General features: G+C 40.2%; 18 protein-coding genes and 2 pseudogenes. 13 read left to right on the forward strand and 7 right to left on the reverse strand.

Annotated elements, in window-relative coordinates; genetic code table 11:
• Window positions 1-16: 16 nt before the first annotated feature.
• On the reverse strand, window positions 17-322 hold the full coding sequence (locus AC0VYA_RS09520; protein ID WP_475490842.1) for a reverse transcriptase domain-containing protein: 306 nt from the start codon (window positions 320-322) through the stop codon (window positions 17-19).
• 485 nt (window positions 323-807) lie between these two features.
• Here AC0VYA_RS09520 and AC0VYA_RS09525 point away from each other — a divergent pair, with 485 nt between their 5' ends.
• Together AC0VYA_RS09525 and AC0VYA_RS09530 are read left to right on the forward strand one after the other, a co-directional pair.
• Window positions 808-1,086: a hypothetical protein gene (locus AC0VYA_RS09525; protein ID WP_475490843.1), complete on the forward strand. Its 279-nt coding sequence runs from the start codon at window positions 808-810 to the stop codon at window positions 1,084-1,086.
• A 107-nt stretch (window positions 1,087-1,193) separates the two neighbouring features.
• The gene (locus AC0VYA_RS09530) at window positions 1,194-1,811 is read left to right on the forward strand and encodes a hypothetical protein (protein ID WP_475490844.1); all 618 of its coding nucleotides are present in this window, start codon (window positions 1,194-1,196) and stop codon (window positions 1,809-1,811) included.
• A gap of 267 nt (window positions 1,812-2,078) precedes the next feature.
• On the opposite strand, the gene AC0VYA_RS09535 is transcribed toward AC0VYA_RS09530, so the two are convergent.
• Entirely contained in the window at window positions 2,079-2,945 is an 867-nt protein-coding gene (locus tag AC0VYA_RS09535; protein ID WP_475490845.1) for a DUF6236 family protein, read from the reverse strand.
• Between the two features lie 247 nt (window positions 2,946-3,192).
• Here AC0VYA_RS09535 and AC0VYA_RS09540 point away from each other — a divergent pair.
• Window positions 3,193-4,372 (forward strand): annotated as a pseudogene (locus AC0VYA_RS09540) (IS3 family transposase).
• 638 nt (window positions 4,373-5,010) lie between these two features.
• On the opposite strand, the gene AC0VYA_RS09545 reads toward AC0VYA_RS09540, so the two are convergent.
• Complete coding sequence (locus tag AC0VYA_RS09545) at window positions 5,011-5,412, reverse strand: SOS response-associated peptidase family protein (protein ID WP_475491053.1); 402 nt, start codon at window positions 5,410-5,412, stop codon at window positions 5,011-5,013.
• A gap of 33 nt (window positions 5,413-5,445) precedes the next feature.
• The gene (locus tag AC0VYA_RS09550; RefSeq protein ID WP_475490846.1) at window positions 5,446-5,712 is read right to left on the reverse strand and encodes a hypothetical protein; all 267 of its coding nucleotides are present in this window, start codon (window positions 5,710-5,712) and stop codon (window positions 5,446-5,448) included.
• 66 nt (window positions 5,713-5,778) lie between these two features.
• Here AC0VYA_RS09550 and AC0VYA_RS09555 point away from each other — a divergent pair, with 66 nt between their 5' ends.
• From AC0VYA_RS09555 to AC0VYA_RS09580, 6 genes are all read left to right on the forward strand, one after another.
• Complete coding sequence (locus AC0VYA_RS09555) at window positions 5,779-6,183, forward strand: LexA family protein (protein ID WP_006991666.1); 405 nt, start codon at window positions 5,779-5,781, stop codon at window positions 6,181-6,183.
• The gene (locus tag AC0VYA_RS09560; protein WP_475490847.1) at window positions 6,183-7,448 is read left to right on the forward strand and encodes a Y-family DNA polymerase; all 1,266 of its coding nucleotides are present in this window, start codon (window positions 6,183-6,185) and stop codon (window positions 7,446-7,448) included. Before AC0VYA_RS09555 ends, AC0VYA_RS09560 begins: the two co-directional genes overlap by 1 nt.
• A 1,111-nt stretch (window positions 7,449-8,559) precedes the next feature.
• Window positions 8,560-9,474 carry a hypothetical protein gene (locus AC0VYA_RS09565; RefSeq protein WP_475490848.1) on the forward strand — a complete coding sequence of 305 codons (915 nt, stop codon included), beginning with the start codon at window positions 8,560-8,562 and terminating at the stop codon, window positions 9,472-9,474.
• A 583-nt stretch (window positions 9,475-10,057) separates the two neighbouring features.
• Complete coding sequence (locus AC0VYA_RS09570; protein ID WP_475490849.1) at window positions 10,058-11,203, forward strand: RelA/SpoT domain-containing protein; 1,146 nt, start codon at window positions 10,058-10,060, stop codon at window positions 11,201-11,203.
• Between the two features lie 558 nt (window positions 11,204-11,761).
• Window positions 11,762-12,169, forward strand: a complete 408-nt coding sequence (locus AC0VYA_RS09575) for a hypothetical protein (RefSeq protein WP_475490850.1) — start codon at window positions 11,762-11,764, stop codon at window positions 12,167-12,169.
• Window positions 12,159-12,362, forward strand: a complete 204-nt coding sequence (locus AC0VYA_RS09580; RefSeq protein WP_039986700.1) for a helix-turn-helix transcriptional regulator — start codon at window positions 12,159-12,161, stop codon at window positions 12,360-12,362. Before AC0VYA_RS09575 ends, AC0VYA_RS09580 begins: the two co-directional genes overlap by 11 nt.
• A 1,233-nt stretch (window positions 12,363-13,595) precedes the next feature.
• On the opposite strand, the gene AC0VYA_RS09585 is transcribed toward AC0VYA_RS09580, so the two are convergent.
• On the reverse strand, window positions 13,596-14,570 hold the full coding sequence (locus tag AC0VYA_RS09585) for a hypothetical protein (protein WP_475490851.1): 975 nt from the start codon (window positions 14,568-14,570) through the stop codon (window positions 13,596-13,598).
• Window positions 14,571-15,236: 666 nt separating this feature from the next.
• On the opposite strand from AC0VYA_RS09585, the gene AC0VYA_RS09590 reads away from it, so the two are divergent.
• The 4 genes from AC0VYA_RS09590 (at window position 15,237) to AC0VYA_RS09605 (ending at window position 24,052) form a co-directional block, all read left to right on the forward strand.
• Complete coding sequence (locus tag AC0VYA_RS09590; protein WP_475490852.1) at window positions 15,237-21,098, forward strand: DUF4011 domain-containing protein; 5,862 nt, start codon at window positions 15,237-15,239, stop codon at window positions 21,096-21,098.
• Between the two features lie 1,043 nt (window positions 21,099-22,141).
• Entirely contained in the window at window positions 22,142-22,489 is a 348-nt protein-coding gene (locus AC0VYA_RS09595) for a hypothetical protein (RefSeq protein WP_475490853.1), read from the forward strand.
• An 82-nt stretch (window positions 22,490-22,571) separates the two neighbouring features.
• Complete coding sequence (locus AC0VYA_RS09600; protein ID WP_475490854.1) at window positions 22,572-22,784, forward strand: helix-turn-helix domain-containing protein; 213 nt, start codon at window positions 22,572-22,574, stop codon at window positions 22,782-22,784.
• Window positions 22,784-24,052 carry a site-specific integrase gene (locus AC0VYA_RS09605; protein WP_475490855.1) on the forward strand — a complete coding sequence of 423 codons (1,269 nt, stop codon included), beginning with the start codon at window positions 22,784-22,786 and terminating at the stop codon, window positions 24,050-24,052. Before AC0VYA_RS09600 ends, AC0VYA_RS09605 begins: the two co-directional genes overlap by 1 nt.
• Before the next feature lie 1,090 nt (window positions 24,053-25,142).
• Here the strand turns inward: AC0VYA_RS09605 and AC0VYA_RS09610 are convergent.
• A pseudogene (locus tag AC0VYA_RS09610) lies at window positions 25,143-26,250 on the reverse strand (transposase).
• Window positions 26,251-26,335: 85 nt separating this feature from the next.
• Window positions 26,336-26,632, reverse strand: coding sequence for a transposase family protein (locus AC0VYA_RS09615; protein ID WP_475490856.1), 297 nt, complete (start codon window positions 26,630-26,632; stop codon window positions 26,336-26,338).
• Window positions 26,633-26,649 lie beyond the last annotated feature (17 nt).

The following is a 26,649-nucleotide window of genomic DNA, read 5'->3' on the forward strand; positions in this document are numbered from 1 at the left end:
AGGTAAAGTCATCCGCTTAACGAGCAAACTTGTGACCTCGCTTCTCAAGCTCTTTGTCCAAAGGATCAAGCATGATGTTTGCCAGTAGCGTCGATAATGGCTCGCCTTGTGGAACACCTTCTCGACTTTTACTATAGAGCTCGTTTTCGATAGCCCCAGCTCGCAAGTATCGTTTAATCAATTTAAGCAGACGCTTATCCTTCACTTTATAGCCAAGGTAGGTCATTAGTAAATCGTGCTCACCGCGGTCAAAGAACTTAGACAGATCGACATCAACGCTAAAACGGCGTCCTGATTTAATGATCCCTTGTACCTGTTTCACTGCTTGTTGCCCATTTCGATGTGGCCTAAACCCTTACGATGGGTGTTTGGCTACTATGCCACCTGCTGATTTCTGCTTAATCATCAACAACGTTACTCCTGTTGACGCTGTAGGTTTTTATCTCCTCTGCTCGTTTGAGTCTATGACATTCAAAAGCCAAGACACTTATATACCAAATTCTTATTGGTTAATTACCGATCGCTTGTTAAGCAGATCTCCGGAGGGCCGTTCCCACCCAGATAAGGGCATGAACTGTCTCTGCACTGCTGCATCAGCTCGCAGATTTGCGTCCGGCTTCCTCCAGACCAAACCTCGCGGTTTGGGCCTTGCCATTCGCTAGTAGTTAACGTTTAATAACAGTGAGTTAAGTAAACGGTGATCTTCCTACAGAGGACTTTCACCTCATTAGTTCATGTCCATGCTGGGCGTAATCTAGGTGAGGACTGCGGCGCACCTGATTTAGGCGTTAGGTGCCAAGAGTGAATATGGAAATACCACAATATTTGGAAACACTGAGACAAACGTATCTGGAAAACCCATCAGATTATTCTTTGCCAAATGAAAGTACTGTTCTGGTTGGCGGTAATAGCTACAATCAGAACATTTGGCAAGATCAATTTTCTGATTCAGCCTTAGTAATATTTGAACTTTCATCTAATGGACTACTCGTCTCAAAACATTTTTTTGTAGGCGTTACATATAGTACAAAAGGTTCAAAGGAACTTCTGTCCAATGAACAACTTTGGAAAATTGGAATTCCGTAATATGAGAACCTACAAAAAGATCATGGCGGGAATTTTACTCGCTGAAAAAGCGCTCCTAGAATCCCCATATGTCAAACGTATCCTTTCAAATTGGAGATAAAAAGTAAATGATAGGCCCAACTAAAATTGGTCGGATATTCAATGCAAAAATCTCTGATTATACTAGCCAGTATTTTTTTAAAACACATACCCACTTAGAGGCCTATGTAAAAAGAATTTTGCTAATCGCGCTTAGATTGAAAGGTGTACAGTACGAAAGTAGTGTTAAAATAGTCGAAAGTACATATATAAATACGTCTAGTTTAATAGACAAAGTCCTGATGCTTTTAGATACGACCAACAGAAAACAAGTTGATGTTCTAGCTGACTTAAAAAAAGAATATCTAGAGTTTTTTATTTGCAAAGATTTGGTTTTAACCTTTTCTTCTGTTTACAGAAATAGATTAGCTCATGGAACGATATCTGAGCTAAAAGATCTTGAATTAGTTAAACTTCTTTGCATCTCAAACGTTGCATTTTTTAAATCATTTGAACAATTATTAATGGATAAGTATTCTCATTCGGCACTCGAGAAACCGGGTTTATGGGGGGCAAAAAGGGGAAGGCATGAAGCAATTGAAGTTACTATTAAGCACTTAAAACTAGGTAGTATAGTAAAAGAACCAAAATCAAAATCAGATGTTCACACTCTTCTTAAGTCAACTTCATATGGTAGTGCGCTATAATAAGTAAATTCAACGGACGCATAAATACACGGCTGCTTTACGCGTCAATGTCCGCTTTAGGGTGACAGTCCAATTAAAATCTGAATGTCCCCAACGACTGCAATTGGCACAAACTTCTCATACAAATTTGAACCACGTATGTCCGCTATCTCATTTAAACCAGCAATAGTTGTGAATGTCATCGACAGTCTCTCGAGCGCTCTCATAGTCGACTATCAAGCTTGATCTAAATCCAATTAAAAAACTTGAGATTGAGTTAGGACTAATTCATCTCAATTCTGTTCTAATAGATTTAAGATATTGATATGGCTGGTTATGTTTCCGATACGAGCTAGCTGATTTTGATCTCATAGTCATTGCTATTCCAGCACTTGCGCACCCAGCTATCAGTGGGCTGACGCCTAAAGCACTAGACGCACCAATTCCCCCCAATGTAAAGCTTGCGATACTGCCAAAATCGAGAGCAATTAAACTACGAAATGAAGTAATAGTCTTTCTAATTCCTAGCCCGCTCATTGACTTGTCGAGATCCCTTAATGCGTTCTCAAGTCTAACTATCTCTGCATTTTTGGCCCTAACAATGTCACCAGAAGAGGCAATTTTAAGGTAAACGTCATTGAAATGCGCCCTAAATGCGAATAGTTCATCACTATGCTTCTCTTTAAATTCTAAAATATCGTTTAAAGGTATGCCATTATGAGGCACTGGAATCATATTGAATAGTTCGAGTTCAACGGAAGGTAAATGATGCCTTAAATCAAGCTTCGGGTTGTTATTGGGTTCAAGCATAGTCCAAACCCCCGGCTCATTTTTTTCATGCATATCAAAGGTTTGTTCAATAGAGTTATATGTCATAATCTCAGCTAAGGAACATATCTCCCCAGGGCCAGCGGAGCCGAAAGTATGATCAATTCTTGTTCGTTGCAAAACACCTACAGATTCCAAATATTGTAAACTTAATTGGATGGGATGATCATGCATAGTGAGGCCCGTAAGTGGAAAATCTAGTTTATCCCAATAAAGTAAGAACTTTCTCAATTCAAATTCAGACAATCGTACCAATGAGTTGCATCCCTTTAATCCCCTTACCATCGTCTCGAATGAGTCGCCAATAACAATCCCTCTTTTTTGCATAAATAAAACTCCGTCTTAAGTTAATCAATTTCTGGGCGCACAATCATTTATCTACGAGTAGAGATAATTGGACGTAATTTAACATGGACTTTATACATATTTGAAAACGATATAAATCACAATGTTCTATGAAAGATACCACTATAAGGTTTAACCCTATATTTAAATTACTCAGGGTGTAGTGGCATAGTTAATTTGGCCACCTAATGCGGTTATTATTGATTTCATAGCAGCTTTAGGTGCCAAGATTAAGAAGAGAACACGTAAGTCATTCAGTCCTGAATTTAGACTAGAAACGGCTCAGTTAGTGGTTGATTAAAATTACACCCAAGAAGAAACGGCCGAGGCGTTGGGTGTTGGTAAATCGACTATCAGTAAGTGGGTTAGGCAAGTCCCCTAAAGCCATGTCGATGATGCCGGAACAGCTTGAAATACAGGAATTGAAAAAGCGCATTGAACGGATAGAGCTGGAGAAAGGGATTTTAAAAAAAGGCTACGGATCTGTTGATGTCCGACTCTCTGAACAGCTTTCGTTAGTCGAGAAACTCCATCAGAGCCAGCCTAAGCGTTATACTGTTACCTTGTTGTGTAAGGTATTTGACGTACATCGCAGTACCTATAAATACTGGCTAGCCAGAAGTAATGAAGTTTGCTCTGAGTGTGTTCGTTTACTCAGCGATATCAAGCAGATACACAATGAGAGTAACGGCTCTGCGGGAGCCAGAATCATTGCCGAGGTTGTGACGCAGCGCGACTCATGAAACAACTTGAGTTGCCAAATTCCGCAACATGCTTACAAAAAGACGACAAATGAGCATGTAGAGATACCCAAGTTACTGAATAGACAATTTGCCACCACCGAGCCTAATCAAGTGTGGTGTGGCGACCTGACCTATATTTGGACTGGCAATCGCTGGGCTTATTCAGCCGTTGTGATGGATTTATTTTCTAGAAAACCCGTGGGCTGAGCGATTTAGATATCCCCTGATAGTACATTGACCATGCAAGCTTTAACCCTGGCCTATGATCGCATAGGAAAGCGTAAAAACGTCATGTTTCATAGTCACCAAGGTAGCCATTATACGAGCAGGATGTTTAGACAATTAATTTGGCGTTACCAACTGACTCAAAGCATGAGTCACCGAGGAAATTGTTGGGACAACAGTCCAAAGGAGCGGTTTTTTAGAAGTTTATAAACGGGGTGGATACCCAGTACAGGTTGCAGGAGTTTTACCGACGCGGAGAGTCATATAACGGATTATATTGTTGGCTATTAGAGCCAGATTCGGCCACATAAGTACAATGCTGGCTTAAGCCCAAACGAGTCAGAGAAAAGATTCTGGCTTTACTTTAAAACTGTGGTCAATATTACGAGAACACTACACTCTTCTCATATTTCAAACAGGAAAATATTTTTAGAGGATTGATGCAGCATTACAGTTTTCACCTTTATTGATTTGAGTGAACGACCGCTCCTTGTCTTCAGCAGACCGTCAAACGAACTATGCTGAATGACCGCTTTTCGCTCGAACCGGCCTGTATACTGATGTAATGTAGCAAGGCAGACGAGTAATTTTCAAGACCTTCAATTGTTGCCTCAGCGTGATAAAAGCGCTTGTGAGTGCCGGAAGGAATGGTTCTGAGGTGTAAAAAGCGCTGAATACGCTATATTTGCTAAACGGCAGTGACGGAAAGGTCGATGATAAGTCAGTAAAGTTAATCATAGACACTGAGCACTTAAAACAAGAGGCTTTATTGGAGTGATAACGTTGTATGTGATTTGTAGAATTTCTTTACTGTTTGTGGGTGCTGTAGTGGGTACAGCGCACGTGTCCTATCGCAAACATATGACTCAGAAAAAAATGTCTAAATCCATTACATGACAAACGGCTCGTCTAAACTTTAAATCAACGGCAATGTGAGTCAAATGAGGCGACGTTAAAGATGTCCGTTCATTGGAGATTGTCAGATTTAATGAAGCTTTATTTACACAAAAGTTACTGGGTAATGAAAAGGATCCAACCCTTACTATTCACGCCACTTCATATAATGTTAAATCTAAAACTCAATCTTTCGCTATACGAAAGGGCCTTGAAATGGGGTGATGTTGGCTGGGTTTATCTATTTCTATTGCCTCTAAGTCGTTTCTTATCGCTGCAGCCAACAAATGTGTAAAGCTATCGACATTCTGATTATCTGAGTCGAGCCAACTATCTACTGTAGCGTCTTGAGGCAGCATTAACGGGCTGGCTTTAGTGTGTATATCTGCAAATTTAAGGTGGGGCGGTAAGGTAATAACAGAGCAACCGATGGTGACTTCCCCCGTTTCCTTATTCACGTATTCTTTGCACAATCCACCAAAGGCAATTGCCCCATTGACTGCGACTAAGTCGTGATAGTGCTTGGGTATCTTCTTTCTTCCATGTTGTTCAAATTCTGTTTCACCAAACCCTCTTGCTGGAAAAATGCAACGGGACGTTCTAAAAGGACGATAGCCCGCCTAACGAGGTACATTGAGCTTATCGTATCGTGAATTAAAACTGGTGTACTTAGGCGGTTTAAGGCCTGCTGTAGTGGATTCGAGCAATAACCACCAAACGGCTTTTTGCATCACTCGTCTTCCTTCAACCTCTCTAATGATTTGCACTTCACTCGCTGCCCTTACAAATCGATTGGGGATGATAGGCGTAAGATTTAAGTTAATACCTAATGAGATGCACAGCCCTCTTACAAACTCATCATCCGTTACGTTTAGTCTTCCACACATATTTCACCTAAAAAAGTATAACGAGGTTAATTTTAAATAGATTGATACTGTATATAATAACAGTATATGTTGAAATTTATTCCTATTAAAGCGTCTGCGGGTATCGTTGGTTTCGAGTCACCTGCGGCAGAATACACACAACTTAGCCTAGATTTAGACCAGCTACTGATTGACCACCCCTCAGCAACCTACATTGGTGTTGCCCAGGGCGAGTCGATGAAAGGTGATGGTATTTTTTCAGGTGACTTGTTGATTGTAGACCGCGCTCAGGAAATTAAAGACCAAGACGTGGTGGTGGCTAACCTCAACGGTGTATTCGTGTGCAAGAAAATCGATAAAGTGCAGCGCTGTTTACTGTCTTCCAGTAAGCGATTTCCACCATATTTTTTGCAAGAAGGTGACGACTTTCAGATAGAGGGGGTGGTGACGCGCTCTATTCGCTTACATCGACCCTTTAAGAAGCAACTCTGATGTTCGCCTTGTGTGATGCCAACAGCATGTATGCCAGTTGCGAGAAGGTCTTTGACCCCAGAATTCGCAATAAGCCTGTGGTGGTACTGACAAACAACGACGGCTGTATCTGTGCGGCTTGTGGCATTGCTAAGCGCTTAGGTGTGGGTAAGAAGTTCGTGCCGTACTTTCAGGTCAAGAAAGAGCTTGAGGCAGCAGGAGTCGTTATTCGCTCTAGCAACTACGAACTCTATGCTGATTTAAGTCAGCGGATGATGGATACCTGCGCACGTTTCGCCCCTGATATCAATGTGTACTCTATCGATGAGTGTTTTTTGTACTACGGAAAAGAAGCAGCGCCGCCTCAAGAGGGCTGGGCAACGCTCGCCAGTCGAATTAGAAAAACCGTTTGGCGCGAGGTTAGGCTGCCCATTTGCGTGGGTATCGGCCCAACGCCCACATTAGCCAAGGTGGCGAACCATGCAGCTAAAAAAGTAGAAGGCTTTAAAGGCGTGGCGGTACTCGACACTCAAGCAACCCGTAAATACGTGTTATCAAAAATGGAGGTAACGGAAGTGTGGGGCATTGGTAAACGATTAGGTTTGCGACTAAACGCATTAGGAATTGATACCGCATGGCAGCTAGCTAATCGAGACCCGTCGCAAATTCGCAAGGAGTTTTCAATAATTGTCGAAAATACGGTGCGAGAGTTAAACGGTGAGGTACGTCATACTTGGGATAGTGTGCGTGCTGCTAAAAAAGAGATATACAGCACGAGAAGCTTTGGTAATCGGATTACAGAATTCAACGAGCTACGCAGTGCGTTAGCTAGCCATGCTGAGACGGTCGCGATAAAGCTGCGCAAGCAAAAGAGTCTGACCGCAAGCATGACGCTATTTGCGACGAGTTCTCCCCATGATACAGAAGGGTATTTTCGCCGCTCACACTTTCATCGCTTCACTGTGCCGACTAACGACACTCGCAACATCGTTAAAGTGATTGAAAGCGCCATGATGCAGCTTTATCAATCAGGTGTTCGTTATTACAAATGCGGTGTGGGGCTATTGGACTTGCACGATGAGGGGCTGTTTCAATACGACTTATTCAGCCCACCAAATGACAACGCTAAGCTCATGTCTTGTATGGATAATATTAACGCTAAATACGGACGTTCCACAGTTCAAATGGCCGCCAAAGGCTTCGAGCAAAAGTTCGCTATGCGACGAGAGTTCCTTTCCCCTCAATACACCACCAAGTGGAGTGATATCCCTAAAATCATTTGTTAGAGAAGAGACTCAAACCATTAAGCATAAAGGTTTAGTCTTTTTATTCATTGCCAGGTGATGATTTTCTAGGATAGCGAATAACCAACATGGTGCCGACAATTAGTATCGCCAGTGGGACAAGTAAAATAAGGTCTTCGTACATGAGATGCTCCTAATCGGTGAGGGCTGTTACCAATTTTTTTTTACTAACAATATTGGTCAATCCCCATCAAAAATTCAATGTGTTTAAAAGAAGCGTAGTCAGATGAGCAAGGTTCGACGAATATCAGGAAATGAATTACCAATTTCTAGTTGGCCCTGTGATAATGACAAATTGCCGCTGAGAGGTAAGTCTACAGCGTGATGAATGAAGCTTTTATGAGAACAATATGAAAACTAACACTATTTTGACCAGCTCCGCGCTAGCTGTACTTTTTAGCTTGAGCGCATGTGGTCAGTCTGACATTGCAGCTCAAGCATCCCCAATGGTAAAACAGTCAACTTCTGGTATATGCCACGATAAAACGAGTTCATCTTATCATCGTACGAAAAATTTCGTGGCGTTCGATTCTGTCACCGCATCAAGCGACTTTAAACCGTCAAAAAGGGGCTAAAGGACTTGATGAGTGGCTTCCACCTAACCATCCATACCGATGTGAATATATAAAACGTTTTAACCGCGTGATGACAAAGTATGCATTGGTATTCATACCATCTGAGCAGCGTATCGTTGACAGAATGGTCAAGGCTTGTAGTCAGAGTGATTGATATCTCCAACGAAACGTACTGATATTTGTTGATTTAGGGAACAACCTATCATCTGAAACAGCTTTACTTGTTGATGCTTTTTTATCCAATAATATGCAGTTTTTACAATTATATATTTCAGATATAAAAGCATTTAAAGCGAACTTTACTTGGGTTGCTGTTAACCTCAAGTCTTCATGTACCGACTCGGTTGAGTATGCTCCCAATAACATTTTTTACGTTACCTCGACTGCATGAGGTAAATATGTGTCAGCCAACGCAGTCAATGCATTGGTAATAACTGAGTTAGTCTTGCTTTCCTTGCTTTAATACGGATTAAAACTAATCTGAATGGGTGTAAACTCAAAATGGATATTTAAGTTTTATGATTAATTCAGTTGAAGAATTTGAAGCACGTTTTGGTGAGATTAAAGTAAAAACAATCTTCGCAAGTGAAGATGCACGGATGAAGCGATACAACGCAAGATTCGACGAATACGCTCGGAATTCTAAGCACTTTACAGAGATTCTTGAACAGAGTATCAAAAGCGCATTGGATTCAGAGTCAGAAGGCTCGGTCGCTTGGCCTTTTCGCGAGCTATTAGACAAAGTTAGATATATTAATCAAATGACTTCATTTCGGTTATTAAGTAACGCATCAACAATCAGTCAACTTTTATCGTTAACGCGCCAAAATATCTTGTTGTCATTCCACCAAGGCTTTATTGCTGACATAAATGCTAACACTGAGGCTGTTAATGGGGCGTTGGAAAATTACCTCAATAAAAAAGCAATTGAAAAAGTTACCAATAAAAACCAGTCCAAAGAAGCACTGTTACGTGGCAAAGCCCTTTTTGGCATAACGATAGAGGTCCTGGACGAATCTGAAATACTGTCAAGTGTGCATGAAAATTTGCTTGTACAATTTATTGAGTTACACATACAAGAAGTTGAAAATAGCGACCTATTGACCAGAACTAAGCATATGTTGATTGAGGCACAAACGCGGTTAAATGAAGCAACAACTCCTTTAAACCTTATGGGGGAGTTGGTTGAAATGGTGGCGAGTGTTCCTATGATTAAGCCAATTTTACATTTGGCTAAAGCATATCTAGAAAATAGAGAGAAACACCCATTGCATTCGGTAGAGCCAACAAAAAATAGTTACGAGCAAGGCATAATGTTCCTAAATTCTGAATTAGAAACAATCGAAAATAGAATGAATGCAAACTTGGAATTTATCAACAAAGCTCATCAAACTGTGAAAGAAGTAGTTGAACAAGGCTATCTTTCCATTTAAATACTAACCATTACATGACTCCCATTAACATCCGATGAACGCGATCACATACCAACGACCTTGTCAGGCTTTTGTAAGTCAAATTGGGTTGCTCTATGATTCATGTCCGGAAGGTTTGTTAAGTTGATTACACTTGAATTCTAAGGTACTTCGGTCAGGAAAATTTGGTATTACATCAACATGCCAATAGCGGTCGTTAAGGCTCTAGGATATTAATGACAGCTCTGTACGTAAAGCGGAAGTTGGCACTAGAAAAATTGACTGACGTCAATGAGCGATCAGGAGTCCCTCGACTGATTCTACCCTTCTGCATTCAGTAAAATAGCTGACTAAAATATTTTTGATTATTTAGGCGTAACCCCTGTTTGGATATACAAGTTAAAGGGCTTTCCCATATATTCAGGAAAACGACCCAATCGCTCGTTTTTGTTCTTATCATTTTATCCAGATCGCCAGTTTTCCTTTATGTAGCAATATGATAGTTAGTTTGGTATTAATAGCGGAAGTATCAAAGTGAGGATGCGTCGGCAGAAAAACGCGCTATATTAAATTGTTAGTTTTCTTTGAACAAACGGAGGTTGTTTTGGAGTTAGAAAAATTTTTAGTTGAAAACAATATTAAAAAAGATGACTGGTTAGCGGCTGATTTAGATTTAGACCTTCTTGTTGAGATAAAAAAAGATTACGAAGACCAGATGGGTAATCTGAACGAAGCGGCCGAGTTGATAGCGAAAATTCTTCAGAAAAGTGAAGAAGTACACTCCGTAAGATGGAGAGTGAAAGAGCCAAGCCATGTTTTAGAAAAAATAGTAAGGAAACGCGCTAGTGGCGCAGAAAAATATAAGAGCATCTCAATATCGAACTATACAGATCTAATTACTGATCTTGTAGGTGTTAGGGTATTACACCTTTTCAAGCACGACTGGTTAAATATCCATCATTACATCACAAGAATTTGGGAACCTGTCGAGGAAGTGATTGCTTATATTCGAGAGGGAGATGAAGGGCCGGTAGTTACTAGTTATTCGAAAAATGATTGTCGAGCAGAGGCACATCCAGCTGGTTATCGCTCTATACATTATGTAATCGCCACTCAACCTACTATTAGAAAGATATTTTCAGAGATACAGGTTCGGACAATATTTGAAGAAGGTTGGAGCGAGATAGACCATAAAATTCGATATCCTAATTTTTCAGATAATGAGCTAGTTGCATATTTTTTAACGATCTTTAATAGAATGGCAGGCAGTGCTGACGAAATGGGTACTTTTGTAAAGCAGTTATCAGCCGAAATTGCGCTTCATGATACAAACCGCATCGATGCGCAAAAAAAAATGGAAGAACACTTATCGAAAATTGAAGATCTCGCAGACGAACTTAACGAGGAAAAGGAACAAAATAAAAGTAACTCAAATCACCTCGAAGAGTTGAAGGATGAAATAAGAGAATTACGCGTAAGAAACAAATCAGCGAGTTATTTGAGTCAATTTAACGCAATTGAATTGGGTGCAATAGACAGTTCAAACAATATTGCAGCAACACTTGCCAATTTTGACGCTCAGAGGATTCTTTCAAGCGATGTAATGGAAAGTTACAACAATATACTCTCGGATCAAACGGCAAGTTCAATCCTTAGCAGCTTTAAAGAACACCAAACAATTCCCGCTAGTTTGCTAGAGGGAGTACAGAAAATTAGCAAGCTTAGTAGCAGTAGTGACGACGAAAACTAACAAACGCACTAACACTCGCTGCGCTCGCTAGGGACAAAAACACTTAGGCTCCCTGCGCTTCGCTTGGTATTGTAGCCTACGTGTTTTTGCCCGTTATGCGGGCCGTTGAATGTCCGCTCTTTGTCTAGAGCGGACTACTATCACAGTTTCGCCAATGACCGCTTTTCGCTCATTGCAGAACTTGAGTTATCTTATCGCCAGCGACCGCCGCTTCACATACGAAGCTGCCTAACAGCGAGCACTGATGGGCATCAATAGACAAATAGCTGACGTTTAAACTTGCTCACCGCTGCTCCAGGTCTGTGCACAAGTACAGATCGCCGTTTCCTAATTGCTCATATAGCGCGTTCATCGTCCTGCTGACGCTGACTTATAGTCATTAAGTTCTCTTAAAAATATCTTTTAATATTTCACAAAATGTAATACATACCTATCTTATTGTCAGGTTTGCTTGACTACTTAGTGTGTCACATGTAATGCTAGCCTTACACTATGTCAATATATTGTGACAAAATTACAATATGTTGAGAGAATAAGGTAACTTCAGGAGAGCTAAATATGAGTAATGAATTAGGTAAAAAGGAACAGAAGTTTTTGGTCAAATTTATGTTGCATATTGCAATGTTTTTAGCGGTTTTAGCGTTATCAGTGGTATTGAATGAGACCAATGATTTGTCTATATACAGCACGGGATTCCTTGCAATGTCACCTGTGATTCCGGTGATATTTTTATTACAGCTTGTAGTAAATCATTATCGGTCATTGGATGAATACATCCAGAGGGTAATGGGTGAAAGTTTGCTTTGGGCTGTAGGGGTTGTTGGTTGTGCGGCAATGGCTTATGGTTTGCTCTCAGAAATGGTTGAAGTGCCGACTATTAGTCCAGCATTTATGTTGCCAGCAATCGCAGTTATCTTTGGTGTAGCGCAGTCTATTAAACTAGCGAGCGATATCCATGAAGAATAGGTTGCGGGTACTTCGTGCAGAAAATAGATGGTCTCAAGCAGCTCTTGCTGAAAAGTTAGGAGTGTCACGTCAAGCCGTGAATGCCATAGAAACAGGAAAACATGATCCTTCTTTAACTCTTGCTTTTGCTCTTGCAGAGACTTTTGGAAAAAGCATTGAAGAAATATTTTGTCCTAAAGAGCAAAACAACTAGAAAATATGTGTTTTCTTTGTGCTTTGTCTAATACTTATTGCTACGCTACGGCAACTAAGCATCTTTTAGAGCAATTCTACCATAATTATGTGAACTACCCATAGCCTCCAGAGCGGGGCTTGATTTTATTTCGTCCGCTCTACGTACACAGCAGCGGTTGAAATTTTTAAAACCAAACGACCGCTAATGGCACGAACAAGCCATCGACCGATCGTAAAGTTTGAGCGAGAAGTAGCACTTCAAATAATCTCTAATTCTTTAGACTGGTATGAATTATTGGTTGATAATTTTACGGATATTTCTACTTAAAACTTCTCTGACTTTATGGGGGGATTACGGACCCGTTATGGGTACTTTAAGATTTGTCTACTCCGAAGTTGAGGGAGGGGTAAAGCACTTGAGTTTTGTCAATACGAAAGAAAGCCAGCTTATCGCTGGCTTAGGTTTTTTTTTACCGAATATCTACGTCATATTTAGCGAAAAATTCTGCAATTGATACACCAAAAAATTTGATGAATAGTTCCAACGACCCTTTATCGTTATGGTAAAGCTCAACCTTACTCCTGAACATCTTAATCTCTTGGTATTGCTCGGGAAAAACTATGTTTGACCCGAGTGGATTAGAGCTTTCGCACGTATGAACTAGACTCGGTGACAGCAATATATACTCAGTATTCAGAGTACTATTACGATTAACTATAATTCGCTCTACCATGTCATCGGACTCAAATAACGTAAACGTCTCATCAGATTCGGTATCACTGATTTTCATTTTTCTTCTCCTGCGATTAGACCTCACAGGTAAGTAGTAATTCGGCAGGGAAAAATTTAACGTTTATCATTCAACAAGTGCCGAAATCATTAATATCTCTTCTTAATCTTGGTCGTCGATGAATCCTTTTAATACGACAACGTAGAGCTGCTTGTGAAACTATTTTCATGTTGAAGTTGAGCGTGTTTTGCATGAAAACTGGTATTTTGCGGCACGTCAGCCTATGTAATGATAAGCAGAGCCACAGATTTTCTTTCTCTATGCTGTCTATTCCTATGGTTGAAACAGTGGATAATATTGAAAGTACGGTAAACCTCACCTGTGCTTTTGCCTGGTTCGCTGCATACGGAGGTGTATGTGGTAGGTAATTGATATAGATCAATGAGATTTGTGTCAGTTAACGAAGCTACAGGGCATAAGAGAAGGGAGCCATTAGGCTCCCTCGAGGACATAATTAAAACTTAATCAAGTAGGCCGCACACTTTCCCAGCTTCTTTGAAGCCATCAAGTCTGATCTCAATTATTCTGTCACCAGTATCTTTTGCCAGTGCCTCAAGTTCTGTGAGTTGACGTAAATAGTCACTCTTTTTTATAAGCTCTATATTGCTCTTGCTAAGTTGCCTATTACTATTAAACATGAGCTCGTAAATCGTATGACATTCCGATGCTTTGAACTTTATGCTGTTAGATAGTAGGTGTTGTTGTGCTTCTGAAAATTGCTGAGAATCGCGAGCGAAGATTTTTGCGTGTGTTTTCTCGATCTGTGTTAGAAACCTCTGGCGATGACTATACATATAAATATGCCTGTATAGCCCATTTTTATTTTCGAATTCCTCTAAGTATTTTGACAGGATTTTTCTTCTTAATTCTCCGTTAGCTTTATTCTTAGCATTAGATGTTTCCATCTCTATGCCAATCCATTCGCCAGAGGCTGAATCAACAACTAGAGCGTCAACCAACCTAGGATCATTAGCTCTGTCTTCCAGTTGTATCGCTAAGTCACGCTCGGTAGCGAAACCACTAATTTTTTTTGCTTTAAGGAGGCCAAGGACAACTATTTGGACAGAAAGATCGTGTATGAGGTTTCGCTCATTAACGCGGCTAACGTCCGAACGAAGGTGTAACTCTCGGTTTAATAAAAACTCAGCTTCCCTTATTCCATGGGCTGTCAGCATAATGAAGTTCTTATCCGTGTTTGAGAACGTGGGATGTACGTTGATAAGTTGTTTTTTCTTCATGCGATTAATTAGTTTATTCACGCCTTCGCGACTGAGGCTTAATTGTCTTTGAATAACTGTTTTACTGGTAACACCAAATGCACCAGTTATTGCGATTACGGCATTTTCTCTTAATAGTCCCAATGTTCCTGGATCGTTTACATTTGTTATGTTCAGGTGCACAAGCGATGTGGATATAGCTCTATTTATATAATTCATACTTTCTCCTTGGTTAGAATTCAAAAGTAGATAGGCGCAAGAAGAGCAGAATTTTTGAGGGCATAGCAGTTTGCTATGCATACTGCTATGGCTTCGCCACACTTAGCGCCCTGCTAAGTGAATCTGTATTTTGTGACAAAATACAGACCAACTTCGTTGCAGGAAATGTTCTGCAAGCCAGAGCTAACGCGACTCGTCGCTGCTCAGGCACTCGCCACTTCGTGACTTCGACAGAACGTTTCCTAGGAGTCAGCTACCGCTGATTAACCCATATTTCCCCTCTTTACTGCTCGGGGGAAGCATCGCGGCCAAGGCACCGCTCGCAGTACTCTCACCTCTGGTGCTCGGGTTGCAAGTAGTGGCTGCGCCACATACTCACAAGTTTGCTAAAGCAAACGAAAATATGGGTTAATCTGCGATGCTGACTCCTGCTTCGCGATTAATAGTGTTTCACACAATCAATCACTACGCCGTTATTGTTGAGCGTTGCTCAAGCTGTTTTACAAACTCGTACCGAGCTTGTTGTTAAGCTTCCTTGAAGACTAAGTCGTTCAATTCTATTGAATTGTTCAATCTACAGAAATTAAATTCGTATTGGACTTAAGTATTAGAAAAGCGTAAAACTAACAATCTTAGCACTTTGCTGTAGCTCGGAAGGAACCGGAAATGAATGATTCAATTATCGTAAACAAAATCATTAGTAGCATCGAATTAAAGTTGGACATTATTCCGACCTTTTCGCTTGCTGCGCAGCAAAATTCTTATGCGGTGCTGAAATCCATCCGAATTAGTTACCCAAAAAGTGAAGAGCAAGAACTCCCTTGTTTCAGCTCACTTCAGCTAAAGTTAGCTGGAATAAGTGATTGGCTAAGTTCAGAAACTTGGCATTTAGACAGGCTCGAGCCTGGTCAGTCAATTAATCTAAAAATAAAAGAATTAATATTTCCGTTCGATAAGTTGTTCGGTATTACCGAAGAAGTAAGCCATCTACTAAATTTTTCATTGCTTGATGATGAGAATCAAATACTTGTAGAGCACCAATCAAAAATTAACGTATTACCCGCTAATTATTGGGGCGGTGAACAAAGACAACCCGCCTTGCTAGCAGCATTTGTTAAACCAAATGGTATCTATGTAGAATCTATTGTCAGAAAGGTGGCACTTGCTTTAGAGAAGGGCGGGTATGGCCGTTCAGTAGATGGCTATCAATCGAATACTCGAGATAAACCATACTTGATGCTTGCAGCATTGTGGAATGTTATTTTTCAAGAGAAGCTAGCGTATGTGAGTCCTCCCCAAGGATTTGCGAATCAGGGGCAGCGAATAAGGCTTGCAGCAGATATCAGTCAGTCCAGAATGGTGGCATGTTTGGATTCGTCGCTGCTTTTTGCAGGCTGCATTGAGGCTATGGGTTTAAATCCAGTTGTAGCCGTCACTAAAGGTCATGCTTTTGCCGGAGCGTGGCTTATAGATGAAAAGCTGCCAATCCTGACTAACGACGATCCACAAGATATTCGTAAACGTGTTGATAATAGAGATCTGGTACTGTTTGAAACGACGTTAGTAACGAACGATTCTCCTGTTACTTTCGAGCAATCAAAAGATCATGCAAGAGAACTGCTAGCGGAAGATCGCGAATCTGAGTTCGTTATGGTTATTGATGTTGCGCAGGCGAGAGCACAATCGATAAAGCCTCTATCTACGGTTGAAGAAAAAAAGGAAGAAAAGACACCGACTGAAGAAGGTATTTCACTCGAGTTACCAGTAGTTCCACCATTACCTCCCGTACGAAGAGAGGAGCAGATTTTAGAAGATAACCCTGAAACTAGAATAGAAACATGGTCCCGAAAACTACTTGATCTATCCAAGAAGAATAGCTTGCTCAATTTCAGTGATAGGGCTGTCGCAATTAAACTTTATTGCCCAAATATCGCTGAAATGGAAGATATGTTAGCTGATGGTACTAAGTTTAAGTTTCAATCTGCGCAGGAAAGCCCCTACTTTGACGCCACTCGAGACAGTGAAATGTTTAGATTGCAGACGGGATCTGATGTTCATCGAGAATATGCATTACATCAAATCCAAAACAAAGTGCTTATCGCTAACCAACCAGCTAAAAAACTAGAAAAAAACTCGGTTGAGCTTTTCAGGAAAGCAAAGAATGATCTTGAAGAGGGGGGCTCAAATACACTATTCCTCGCGTTAGGTTTTTTAAGGTGGAAAGAAAACCCTGAGGATTCTCGTAGCTACAAAGCGCCTATACTTCTCATCCCTGTGAAACTTACCAGGCGTAGTGCAAGAGCTCCTGTTTATGTAGAGCAATTCCAAGATGAGGAGCCAATATTCAATCTTACACTTATTGAGTTTTTGCAATCGGAACATGATATTAATTTAAGCGAGTTTAAGGAAGAACTTCCTGAAGATGACAGCGGGGTCGATGTTCCATATATATGGCAGCGTCTGAGAGAAGCAGTTAAAGAGCAGGTGGGCTTTGAATTGGTCGAGGAATTGGTCCTAGGGTCATTTTCCTTTGCCAAGTATCTAATGTGGAAAGACCTCAGAGACAGATTGGAAGACTTAAAGAAAAACTCTTTCGTGAAACATTTGGTAGATAACCCACGAGAACCTTATCCACAGAAAAGTACGTTTATAGAGCGGGAGGACATAGACGAAAAACTTGATCCTGCGACAATTTACACACCGTTAAATTGCGATAGCTCACAACTAGTTGCAGTAGATGCATCTGCTCGTGCTCAAGATTTTGTTTTAGAAGGCCCTCCTGGGACAGGTAAGTCCGAAACAATTGCCAATATCATTGCACACAACATCGGCCTTGGTAGAAAGGTACTTTTTGTTGCAGAGAAAATGGCAGCGCTAAACGTCGTTTACCGACGCCTGAAAAAAGTAGATTTAGACCATTTATGCTTAGAGCTTCATAGTAATAAAACAAATAAGAGAGCAGTACTAGATCAACTAAACAAAGCATGGCAAAAGCGTGAGGGTCTAGACCCTAAAACATGGTTAACGAATGTTACTGAGCTGAAAGAAAAGAAAGCTCAGCTAAATAATTATGTACGTGCTTTGCATGAAAGGTCCATTTTCGGTCTTTCCGCAAGAGATGCAATTTCAACAATCGCGTCAAAAGGCGAATTATCAAAAGTAAGTCTCGATTGGCAACCTGATATTGCTACCTCTCCAATCTCGTCAGAGGTAGAGCTAGATAAAATCAAAGAATTAGTTCGACAGTTAGCTTTATCATTTTCTGATGTAAGCAGTTTAAAGTTAGATGTATTTGAGATTGTCACTGCTGAGAATTGGTCAAATACTTGGCAGAGTAAACTACTCACCGCAATAGTTGACTGGCAAGAAAGCTTCAGTAATGTAGAAGATACTTTTGCTTTAATTACTTCCTATTTTTCTTTAGATACAAAAGAAAGAACTACGAATAATCTAGCGGCTATTGGACGTATCAATCAGCTTATCAACCTATCCTGCAAACAAGATATAGCTTTTGCTGTAGATAAAGGTGCGAAGGAGCGTCTAGAAGTTATTAGAGAACTTGCAATCTTAAAAGAAGAATTTGATAAAGAGTTAGAAGAGTTATCACACGGTATAACAAGTAATAACGTTTCTAAAATACCAGTTAAACAGTGGGATAAACTTGCTCAGGAAGCCAATGCAAGCTGGTTTAAGGCATTTTTCAGAAAGCGCCGAATTAACATTGAAGCAAAAGCGCTCGGTTTGTCAAAAATCGAAGATATGAAAGTTATTGAAAGGATAGCCAATTGTCAAAAATTGAAGACGAGCATAGAAATTAAACTGAATAAAATTGAGCAATATTCTATCTGGACTGATTGGACTTCAACTCCTGAAAGATTAGTTAGATTCGCTAATGTTGGAGATGAAGTCCGTGGATGTGTTTCAGAATTAGTCAGTTTATCTGATGATCCGACAGAGATTCTAATCCCAATTAAAAAATGGTTAATAGATGGTCGTGAATTTTTAGAGGAATCAAAAGTCAGGTCTGCCGCAACTCATTATGATGATGCATTGAAAAAATTTAATGATTCGAATAAAGAACTTCATAGTTTGGGAATACTAATCTCTGAGGATATCGAATTATCTGTTGTTGCTGATAATCTTAATGAAATAACTTCATATTCAGCAAAATTGAAGAGTTGGTGTGAGTGGCAAAATGCAAAACAAAAATCGAAGTCCCTCTATCTCGATACACTCAGTCACGCGCTTGAATCGGGTACTGTTCATCCGGAAGAGTTGGACGAGCAGTTTAGGGTTGCATTCTGTTATTGGCTTGCGCCAATACTTATTGATGCAAATGATGAGCTTCGTGAATTCAAAGCTTCGACACATGAGCAGACGATTGAAGTTTTCAAAGAGCTAGACGAACGCGTTGCGAAAATTACTAGTGAATATATTGTTGCATTAGTTTCTGAATCAAAACCTGTTCAAGGAGCTAGTGACAACCCTAAACAATTTGGTGTTCTCGCAAAAGAGTTGCAGAAAAAGACAAGACACATTCCAATAAGATCTCTTATTAATCAATTAGGTGACTCATTATTAGACCTTTGTCCATGTTTAATGATGTCACCACTATCTGTTGCGCAGTTTTTACCATCTGACTTTAAAGGGTTTGATTTGGTTGTTTTTGATGAAGCTTCGCAAATGACAACTTGGGACTCAGTGGGGGCAATAGCGAGAGGAAATAACGTAATAATTGTCGGCGATCCAAAACAAATGCCTCCAACTAACTTTTTCTCAGCTGGAGGTAGTTCAGATGATCCTGATGAAGAAGATTTAGAGTCTATTTTAGATCAAGCCCTTGCCGCCAGATTACCGCTTAAGCGATTAATGGGTCACTACCGTAGTAAACATGAAACTCTCATAGCATTTTCTAACAGCAAGTACTATGAGAATTCGCTTGTTACATACCCCTCCTCAGAAACAAAAGAGTCTGCGGTATCCCTACACCGTGTAGATGGCATTTACGCAAAAGGTAAAGGCCGGAATAATGCTGTAGAGGCAAAAGCAGTTGTGGCTGAGATTGTTAGACGGCTTCTTGATAAAAATGAGTGTGAAAAATCAATTGGCGTAGTCACTCTAAATTCCGACCAACAAAGGACTATTGAAGATCTTCTTGATGATGCTAGAAGACAAAACCCCTCCATTGAACAATATTTCCAAGAGGGGGTGGATAAGGAGCCGGTTTTTGTTAAAAACTTGGAATCAGTGCAAGGAGATGAGAGAGACATAATTATGCTTAGTTTAGCTTATGGGCCGACAGAACCAGGTGCTAAAACAATGAGTATGAATTTTGGACCTCTTAATAAGAGTGGTGGAGAACGGCGTTTAAACGTTGCTATCACACGTGCTACAACTGAGGTAGTTGTATTTAGTAGTTTCGATGCGTCAATGATCGATCTTAGTCGTACAAACTCTGTAGCGGTTGAGCACCTTAAGCACTTTTTGGAATTTGCAGACAAGGGCCCAATTGCTTTAGCTGAGATCGCATTAGCTGACCATGGAATTGATCAGTTCGACAGTGACTTTGAAGAGGCAGTAGCGAAAGCGTTACGGGACAAAGGATGGAAAATTCAGACTCAAGTTGGTGTAAGTAAGTTCAGAGTAGACTTAGGAATACTACATCCTGATAAGCCTGGAAAATATATTGCAGGGGTTGAGTGTGATGGGGCAACATATCATGGCTCTCCCGCAGCCCGAGATAGAGATAGAGTGAGACAAATAATTCTCGAAAGTTTGGGATGGAATATTGTCAGGCTGTGGTCGACAGATTTTTTTGTGGATTCTGAATCTGCCATTCAGAAAGTTGATGCAAAACTTAAAGAAATACTTGAAGCGGAAAGAGAATTGACAACACTGCCAGAAGCAGAAGCAGAAGCAGAAGCAGAAGCAGAAGCAGAAGCAGAAGCAGAAGCAGAAGCAGAAGCAGAAGCATCTATTTTAGCTAAGGCTCCAATTATCCACTCCGATTTTAATGAAGAAGAGCTAGGCGAAGGAGTTTCGCAAATATTAGATTCAGCAGACTACTTTAGGCCTCAATATATTGAAAAACTGACACAATTAGTAAAAGAGATTCTGTCTGAACGTCCAGGTATCACTTTGTACTCTTTGTCTTTCGAATTGGCTAACTTGCATGGCCTATCAAGAACGAGCAAAAAACAAATAGATTATATTCGTCAAATCGTTGAAAAGTTTGCTGGTATAAATGAGAACAAAGGGTATTCACCAACACTTTGGATTTCACCAAGTGATAAATTGGATCTAATCGAATGGCGCGGTCTTGATGCATTCGGTTACGAGAGAAAATGGAGTGAGTTAGCTTTTGAAGAAGCACTTGGCTTAGCGCAATTTGCCATGAACAAAAATTCAACGACTCCGGTAGATGTTATGTGCGATGAACTGCGATTGAAGCGACGTCATGAAACTACGCTTACACAATTCAATGAGTGGATAGATCAACTCAATCAACGAGAACAACTTAGCATTTAAAGACCAGAATGAAATAGGAATTAGTTGACCACTACAAAATGACCGGTTGATATTTTGTGTTCTTATGTACAAAAAAGAAGAGCACCCTAAGGTGCTCTAGTCATATTCGATTTTTAGTCAAAAATTCGCCTTTTGGCGATATCACACAATAGTCCTAGTAAATAAGTTGCAATGATAACTAACCAGCCTTGCATACCTAAGAATGGGTAAGAAGGATGAACCTCGAAATCGGTGATTAGTTGGATTACGAAAACGGCGAACAAAATATCACCAATAATTATGCAACAGCGCGTGATCCCTAATAAGATCATCTTTATACATTGTCGATTTGAGTTCATGTTTCTCCTTTTTAAATTTAATGACCTCAAACTTAATTAGGGACAGAGAAGGGGAGAAAGAGCAGTTTTGACATATCATTATTGTAGAGTTGAGATAGAGAAGCTCTGGTGCACTAAGAAGTATTCGGGACAGAGCTCTTACTAGACATTCGATGAATTGTTTAATTAATGCACATGTCAGTAGCAAGTTTGGGGGATAATTAGTCATATCAAGTAGTATTGAATGATGAAGGTAATGAGTAGACCGTTACAATTCGCGAAATATTAATCATTAGTACTTATCTGAAATGAAGCCTCAGTTGGCTTTCATAATACCGTTTAAACTACTATCGCATACCTCGCTAAAACTCGGGTTTACAATATTGTGGTGCAGTAGCAAATTTCTTAATTACTCAGTTGATACTAAATTTACTCATCGTATTGAATATCTCTTTCTCTGTATGCATTCAATCCTTGGAGGGGGGGATTACAGTGCCTTCTAAATAAGTTGTTCGGCGTTTCTGTTTTAGTGAACGGAGTTTTGAATTCTCAGCATAGCTTTGTGATGGAAAAAGGGGAATTTCAGAGAATGTAGTACATATTAGCTTCATGAGAGTATGAACAGAGTTGCAATTTCATTGTTGCTGACTATGCAGTCAATGAAATTGAAAATGCCATGAATTTCCTTATATTTCAAGTGGGTAAATAGAATTTTAAGGGGATATTATGACTATATTAAGCAGAGTGCTATTCGGCCATTGTGATGCTGATGTAAAGGTGCCTACAACTGCAGAAAAAGCAGATGATGTGCAACGGTACATACAAAACTTAGATTTTACCATTGTCAACAATAGTGGTGTTGATGATTTTGTTACTTGTTGTCACATTGCCTCTGAACATCTATTTGATTCATCCGTTGCTAAAGATGCCTGCAGTCGCCCGAGTCTGCTTGCAACCTTGGAGATTAAGGCCTCTCAATATTGTTCGGTTACGATTTCTTTAGTGAAGATTTCACATAAAACACTTCAATTTCGGGTGAATAAATTTCGCTATAAAAAATCACGATATTTTTAAAAGTATGCATAATCCCAATTATCGGAAAATTTAATTTTTTTTATATCATGCCTTTAGTTTAACAACCAAGGTAACTTGTTTTATGAAAAAAATCCGTGTCGCTAAATATATCAACGAATACCTGTCAGATGATCCTGTGTCGTCGCAAACAATCATCAATTGGATCAAAAATGGTGAATTGAAAGGCGCTAAACGAGGGGGGATCTGGCTTGTGTACGTTGATGAGTTTAACGAATCGATGACTTATGAATCCCCAAAGGACGCTTGTCTTAGTTTGTTGATGGGGGCTAACTAATGGTTAAAAAACAAATGGGACGTAAACGCAAAATTAACAACGCCGAACTTCCGCTAGGCCTTTACTCTCGTATGGTGCGAGGAAAGCTACGTTTTTACTATCGGAACTCAGCTGGTAAAGATACTTATTTTCCGGAAAATTGTCCGCTCAGTGCAATTAAGGAATCTGTTATCGAGTTCAACGAAAAAAATAGAAGCAGTGGTGAGCGTATAAAGTCACGAGTGGATAAGTATAACGTTCGAATAGTTAACGTATGGTCTGAGATTAAACGCAATCTTGATGAGGAAAATGAAGGTAAAGCGAAAAGTACATTGGAAACATTCGAGAATGACTGCAAACGATTTATTGAGTTTTTTGGTAATTACTTAACAAAGGAAGTTACCTTGGAAGAGGTCAATGAGTATCTGCAAACATATCATAGTGATGCATCTTTCAATGTGCGCAACAGAAAGATTCGATTCCTACAAGCGGTATTTTCTGAGTTTACTGATATGAGTTACATGTCGCGGAATTGTGCCAATGATAAAAAAATCAAAAAGAAGTTGAAAAAAGCGAAAGTCAAAGCTCCAGTTAGGATTTCTAGGTATGCTTTGATGATGATGCTGAATAAAGCAGAGCCTTTTATGAAAACGGCAATCAAGTTGTCATTACAGACTTGTCATGCAGTAAATGAAATAGTTAATCTCAAATATTCCGATTGCCACTATTTCTCAGAGCCTAAGGTCTATTGTGCTGATACTGATACATACTTTGACGCGGATGAAACTACATCACCAGATTTGCTCGTTCACGGCATGATCTGGATTTCGAGAGAGAAAAACCAACATAGTGCAGCATCGAACGTAGAAATTCCAATTACAAATGAAATGATGGGAACTATTCAGTCGTCAGTAGGAGACTTGGGAGAGACATTTATAAAAGGTGTTGAGCCAAGTTGCCCATACATCATCCATAAAAAAAAGCGCTACCACAATATTAATAATTCAAATGAATTCGAGCACCCGTGGCAGCTCAAGTCGGACTACTTAAGTAAACAGTTTTCGAAACTACGGGATTTGATGGATTTTTACCTTGATATTGAAGATCGAAAGCAACGCCCTGGATTTCACGGAATTCGCTCGCTAGCTATTTTTCTGCACGATAAGCAATCCAAAGACGAAAAATCTACAATGAACAGAGCGGCACACTCCGATTTAAGGATGACTAACCGCTACAAGGAAGGCCATGAAAAATTCAAACGAGTACCTCCATCCACCGTCACACTCTAATAATGAAAACCGCCGATTTAAGGCGGTTTTTTTATGCATGAAGTACAGTGAATGCTCGTCCCAAAATACAGTAGTAAGTTTTTAATAAGTTATTGTTTTTGCGGAATTAATTACTTTTGGGGTTTTTAGGTCTTTTGAGATGGATTTTGAGTTAAGTCGGATATTTAAGTTTATGATTTTAAAGGATATATTCCAATTTTTAGGCTCTCAGACCCCAAAAATGGGGTGTCAGGGGTCGTAGGTTCAAATCCTATCACACCGACCAATTCAACTGCCCTCAAATTCCTATACCAAGAATTCCTACTCTATCAAATATCTCTGAACCTATGACATGAGCGCGAAGCGATCACAGTCGTGTTTTTAGCTGTTTACTTAATAGAAGGCCGGGAACAATTTTGAACGTGCGCAGCACGGCCCGCAGGGCGAAGCACAGGATGTGCGGAGTAAATCCTATCACACCGACCAATCTATCTCTTATTTTTCAATGATTTACCCCATTCATTGAATGCATCCCTAAATTAGCGTCCCATAATTGTCACAATATACAGTTCTTGTATCTTGGTTTTCAGTTGCATATTTTGTTCACCAAAATGACATCGTGACTCTGGGTCTTAATTTGGATTGTTATCGAATTTGAAGTGATAAATTTCTCTAGGCTTGAAACTAGTTATTCCTGAGGTTTACTAAACAGGACTTAACTATGAGCAACAAAACAAGTCAGCGTGATCTGCAAATCACTTTTATTCATCAATTTAAAAGAGCAACAAGCCCCCACATCGCCCATTGATGCGCGAATGCCATATCCTTTTAGTAACGTTCTAAAATGCTTGCTCGTATATCAATTACATAGACACCTATCAATTACATAGACACCCAATTACATAGACACCCATCTTTAGAATCGTATCAAAAACTCTTCTGCTTAGAAGGGGGGATACCCCTCAACAAGCGTTAAAATACTTTGGAGTTTAATGATTGGGGATTTTTACTGGAAAAGTGAGCGAAGAGGAAGGAAACGGCGCGTAAGGTCAATTTTCGGGCAAGGGATTAGGCTACAAGATATGCATGATATGTAATGTTCGAAATTGATTTATGCGCGCCTTAACAACTCTCTCGCTTTGGTCATTCCCCGCAGCCGTTGATGATGAGTGTGGCGCTTGAATGCATTCATCATTTGCTCCGCACCTGCTGCGTAGCAGAAGTGTTTTTCAAACTCGGTCGTTAATGTTAACCATTGAGCAGCATCTAAGCCTAATCTTTGTAGAATAGGGCTGTGAGTGTTATCAATATGACCGGCCTTATCATCACGAATGCATCGGCCTGTCGTGTCTACCAATTCACAATAGTCTTTGAGTGAGTAAGCGATACCTCGAGGGATATTTTCACGAGGATTTCCGACAAAGGGCAGTAAAACACTGGGTTGTGACTGTTGGTTTTTAGCGGCATGAATGCGCTTTTTGATACTGGTGTGCTTTGACGTTTCAGGTGTTTCTGCTATTTTTGCGCGAATGGGGTTTAAATCTACATAGGCCATGCACGCTAGCACCGCACTTTCATCGAGTAGTGCTTGTGATTTAAATCGACCCTCCCACTAATTTATCAGGAGTAAATTAGAACAGCTATAGCTGGCCCGCAGGGAGAGCGCCAAGGATGGCGGCGAATAAAAACGCCCAGTGCAGCCATCCTCTTTATTGGCTTCACGAGCAATGTACTCATTCAAGTCACGCATAAACCAGCTTATGTCGTATAAACGTTGTCGATAGGTTTCAACGGTTTCATCAAAGGTGATTAGCTCGCCTTGGCTTAGCGCATCGCCATTCATAAATTTCTGAGTCAGCAATGTACCTCTGTGCAGCTTGTGATAACGTCTCAACACTTCATCGTTAGCCCAATGAGCAGCCATAGTTTTATCCACACAAAGCACCACATGATTCTACTTCAGGCATTCTGCCTTGCGCCCTTCGGGCAAGCTAAAGCTGTTGTAAAATGCTCCCTACATTTTACTGATTATTAATGACGGCATAGGCGCAAATACGTTAGCCGCGCTATAGATGGCAAACACCGTTGATAAAAACAACATACGCTCTTCTACCCAACCTCGGTGATACTTGTAACTCTGGCCAAAAAAATATCAACAGCGCGGCTGCCGTACCACACAAGAAAGAACGCCGAACACAGCGAGAAACACAATGACAAATTTATCGGGAATAAAATTTGAACAGCTTTAGCTGGCTTCGAAGAAGTGAACGACATGGATGTTGTGAATAAAATAGGGTGGTTCGATTAAATTAATTTGGTTTTATGAGGTTGACGCATAATACATCTATCTGACAAATATGAGACACAAAATACGTTTGGTTTGGGGTGAAAAATCAACCATTTTGAGGGTATTGTTATAACTAAATGAAACCATTCAATGTGGCCATCTGTATAATCGTGGATCCCGCTCCAACCTCCGGCTCCAGCGACAACAACACAATAAGTAATAAGCAAATTATCCACAAATGGATAGGTAACGTTGGAGAGTTGACGGATGTCAGATAATTGGTCTACGAGTGCTGCGAAGGGCTCGTTATACATGCTTTACTCACTAGAAA

Source organism: Paraglaciecola sp. QJM3NY_14 (assembly GCF_056173245.1).

Excerpts from the sequence above, each read along its gene's own strand:
- AC0VYA_RS09605 (WP_475490855.1), top strand. The coding sequence starts at position 22,784 with ATGGTTAAAAAACAAATGGGACGTAAACGCAAAATTAACAACGCCGAA.
- AC0VYA_RS09615 (WP_475490856.1), bottom strand. The coding sequence starts at position 26,632 with ATGTATAACGAGCCCTTCGCAGCACTCGTAGACCAATTATCTGACATC.
- AC0VYA_RS09575 (WP_475490850.1), top strand. The coding sequence starts at position 11,762 with ATGAGTAATGAATTAGGTAAAAAGGAACAGAAGTTTTTGGTCAAATTT.
- AC0VYA_RS09565 (WP_475490848.1), top strand. The coding sequence starts at position 8,560 with ATGATTAATTCAGTTGAAGAATTTGAAGCACGTTTTGGTGAGATTAAA.
- AC0VYA_RS09535 (WP_475490845.1), bottom strand. The coding sequence starts at position 2,945 with ATGCAAAAAAGAGGGATTGTTATTGGCGACTCATTCGAGACGATGGTA.
- AC0VYA_RS09585 (WP_475490851.1), bottom strand. The coding sequence starts at position 14,570 with ATGAATTATATAAATAGAGCTATATCCACATCGCTTGTGCACCTGAAC.
- AC0VYA_RS09550 (WP_475490846.1), bottom strand. The coding sequence starts at position 5,712 with ATGTGTGGAAGACTAAACGTAACGGATGATGAGTTTGTAAGAGGGCTG.
- AC0VYA_RS09530 (WP_475490844.1), top strand. The coding sequence starts at position 1,194 with ATGATAGGCCCAACTAAAATTGGTCGGATATTCAATGCAAAAATCTCT.
- AC0VYA_RS09595 (WP_475490853.1), top strand. The coding sequence starts at position 22,142 with ATGACTATATTAAGCAGAGTGCTATTCGGCCATTGTGATGCTGATGTA.
- AC0VYA_RS09525 (WP_475490843.1), top strand. The coding sequence starts at position 808 with ATGGAAATACCACAATATTTGGAAACACTGAGACAAACGTATCTGGAA.
- AC0VYA_RS09580 (WP_039986700.1), top strand. The coding sequence starts at position 12,159 with ATGAAGAATAGGTTGCGGGTACTTCGTGCAGAAAATAGATGGTCTCAA.
- AC0VYA_RS09600 (WP_475490854.1), top strand. The coding sequence starts at position 22,572 with ATGAAAAAAATCCGTGTCGCTAAATATATCAACGAATACCTGTCAGAT.
- AC0VYA_RS09560 (WP_475490847.1), top strand. The coding sequence starts at position 6,183 with ATGTTCGCCTTGTGTGATGCCAACAGCATGTATGCCAGTTGCGAGAAG.
- AC0VYA_RS09555 (WP_006991666.1), top strand. The coding sequence starts at position 5,779 with ATGTTGAAATTTATTCCTATTAAAGCGTCTGCGGGTATCGTTGGTTTC.
- AC0VYA_RS09590 (WP_475490852.1), top strand. The coding sequence starts at position 15,237 with ATGAATGATTCAATTATCGTAAACAAAATCATTAGTAGCATCGAATTA.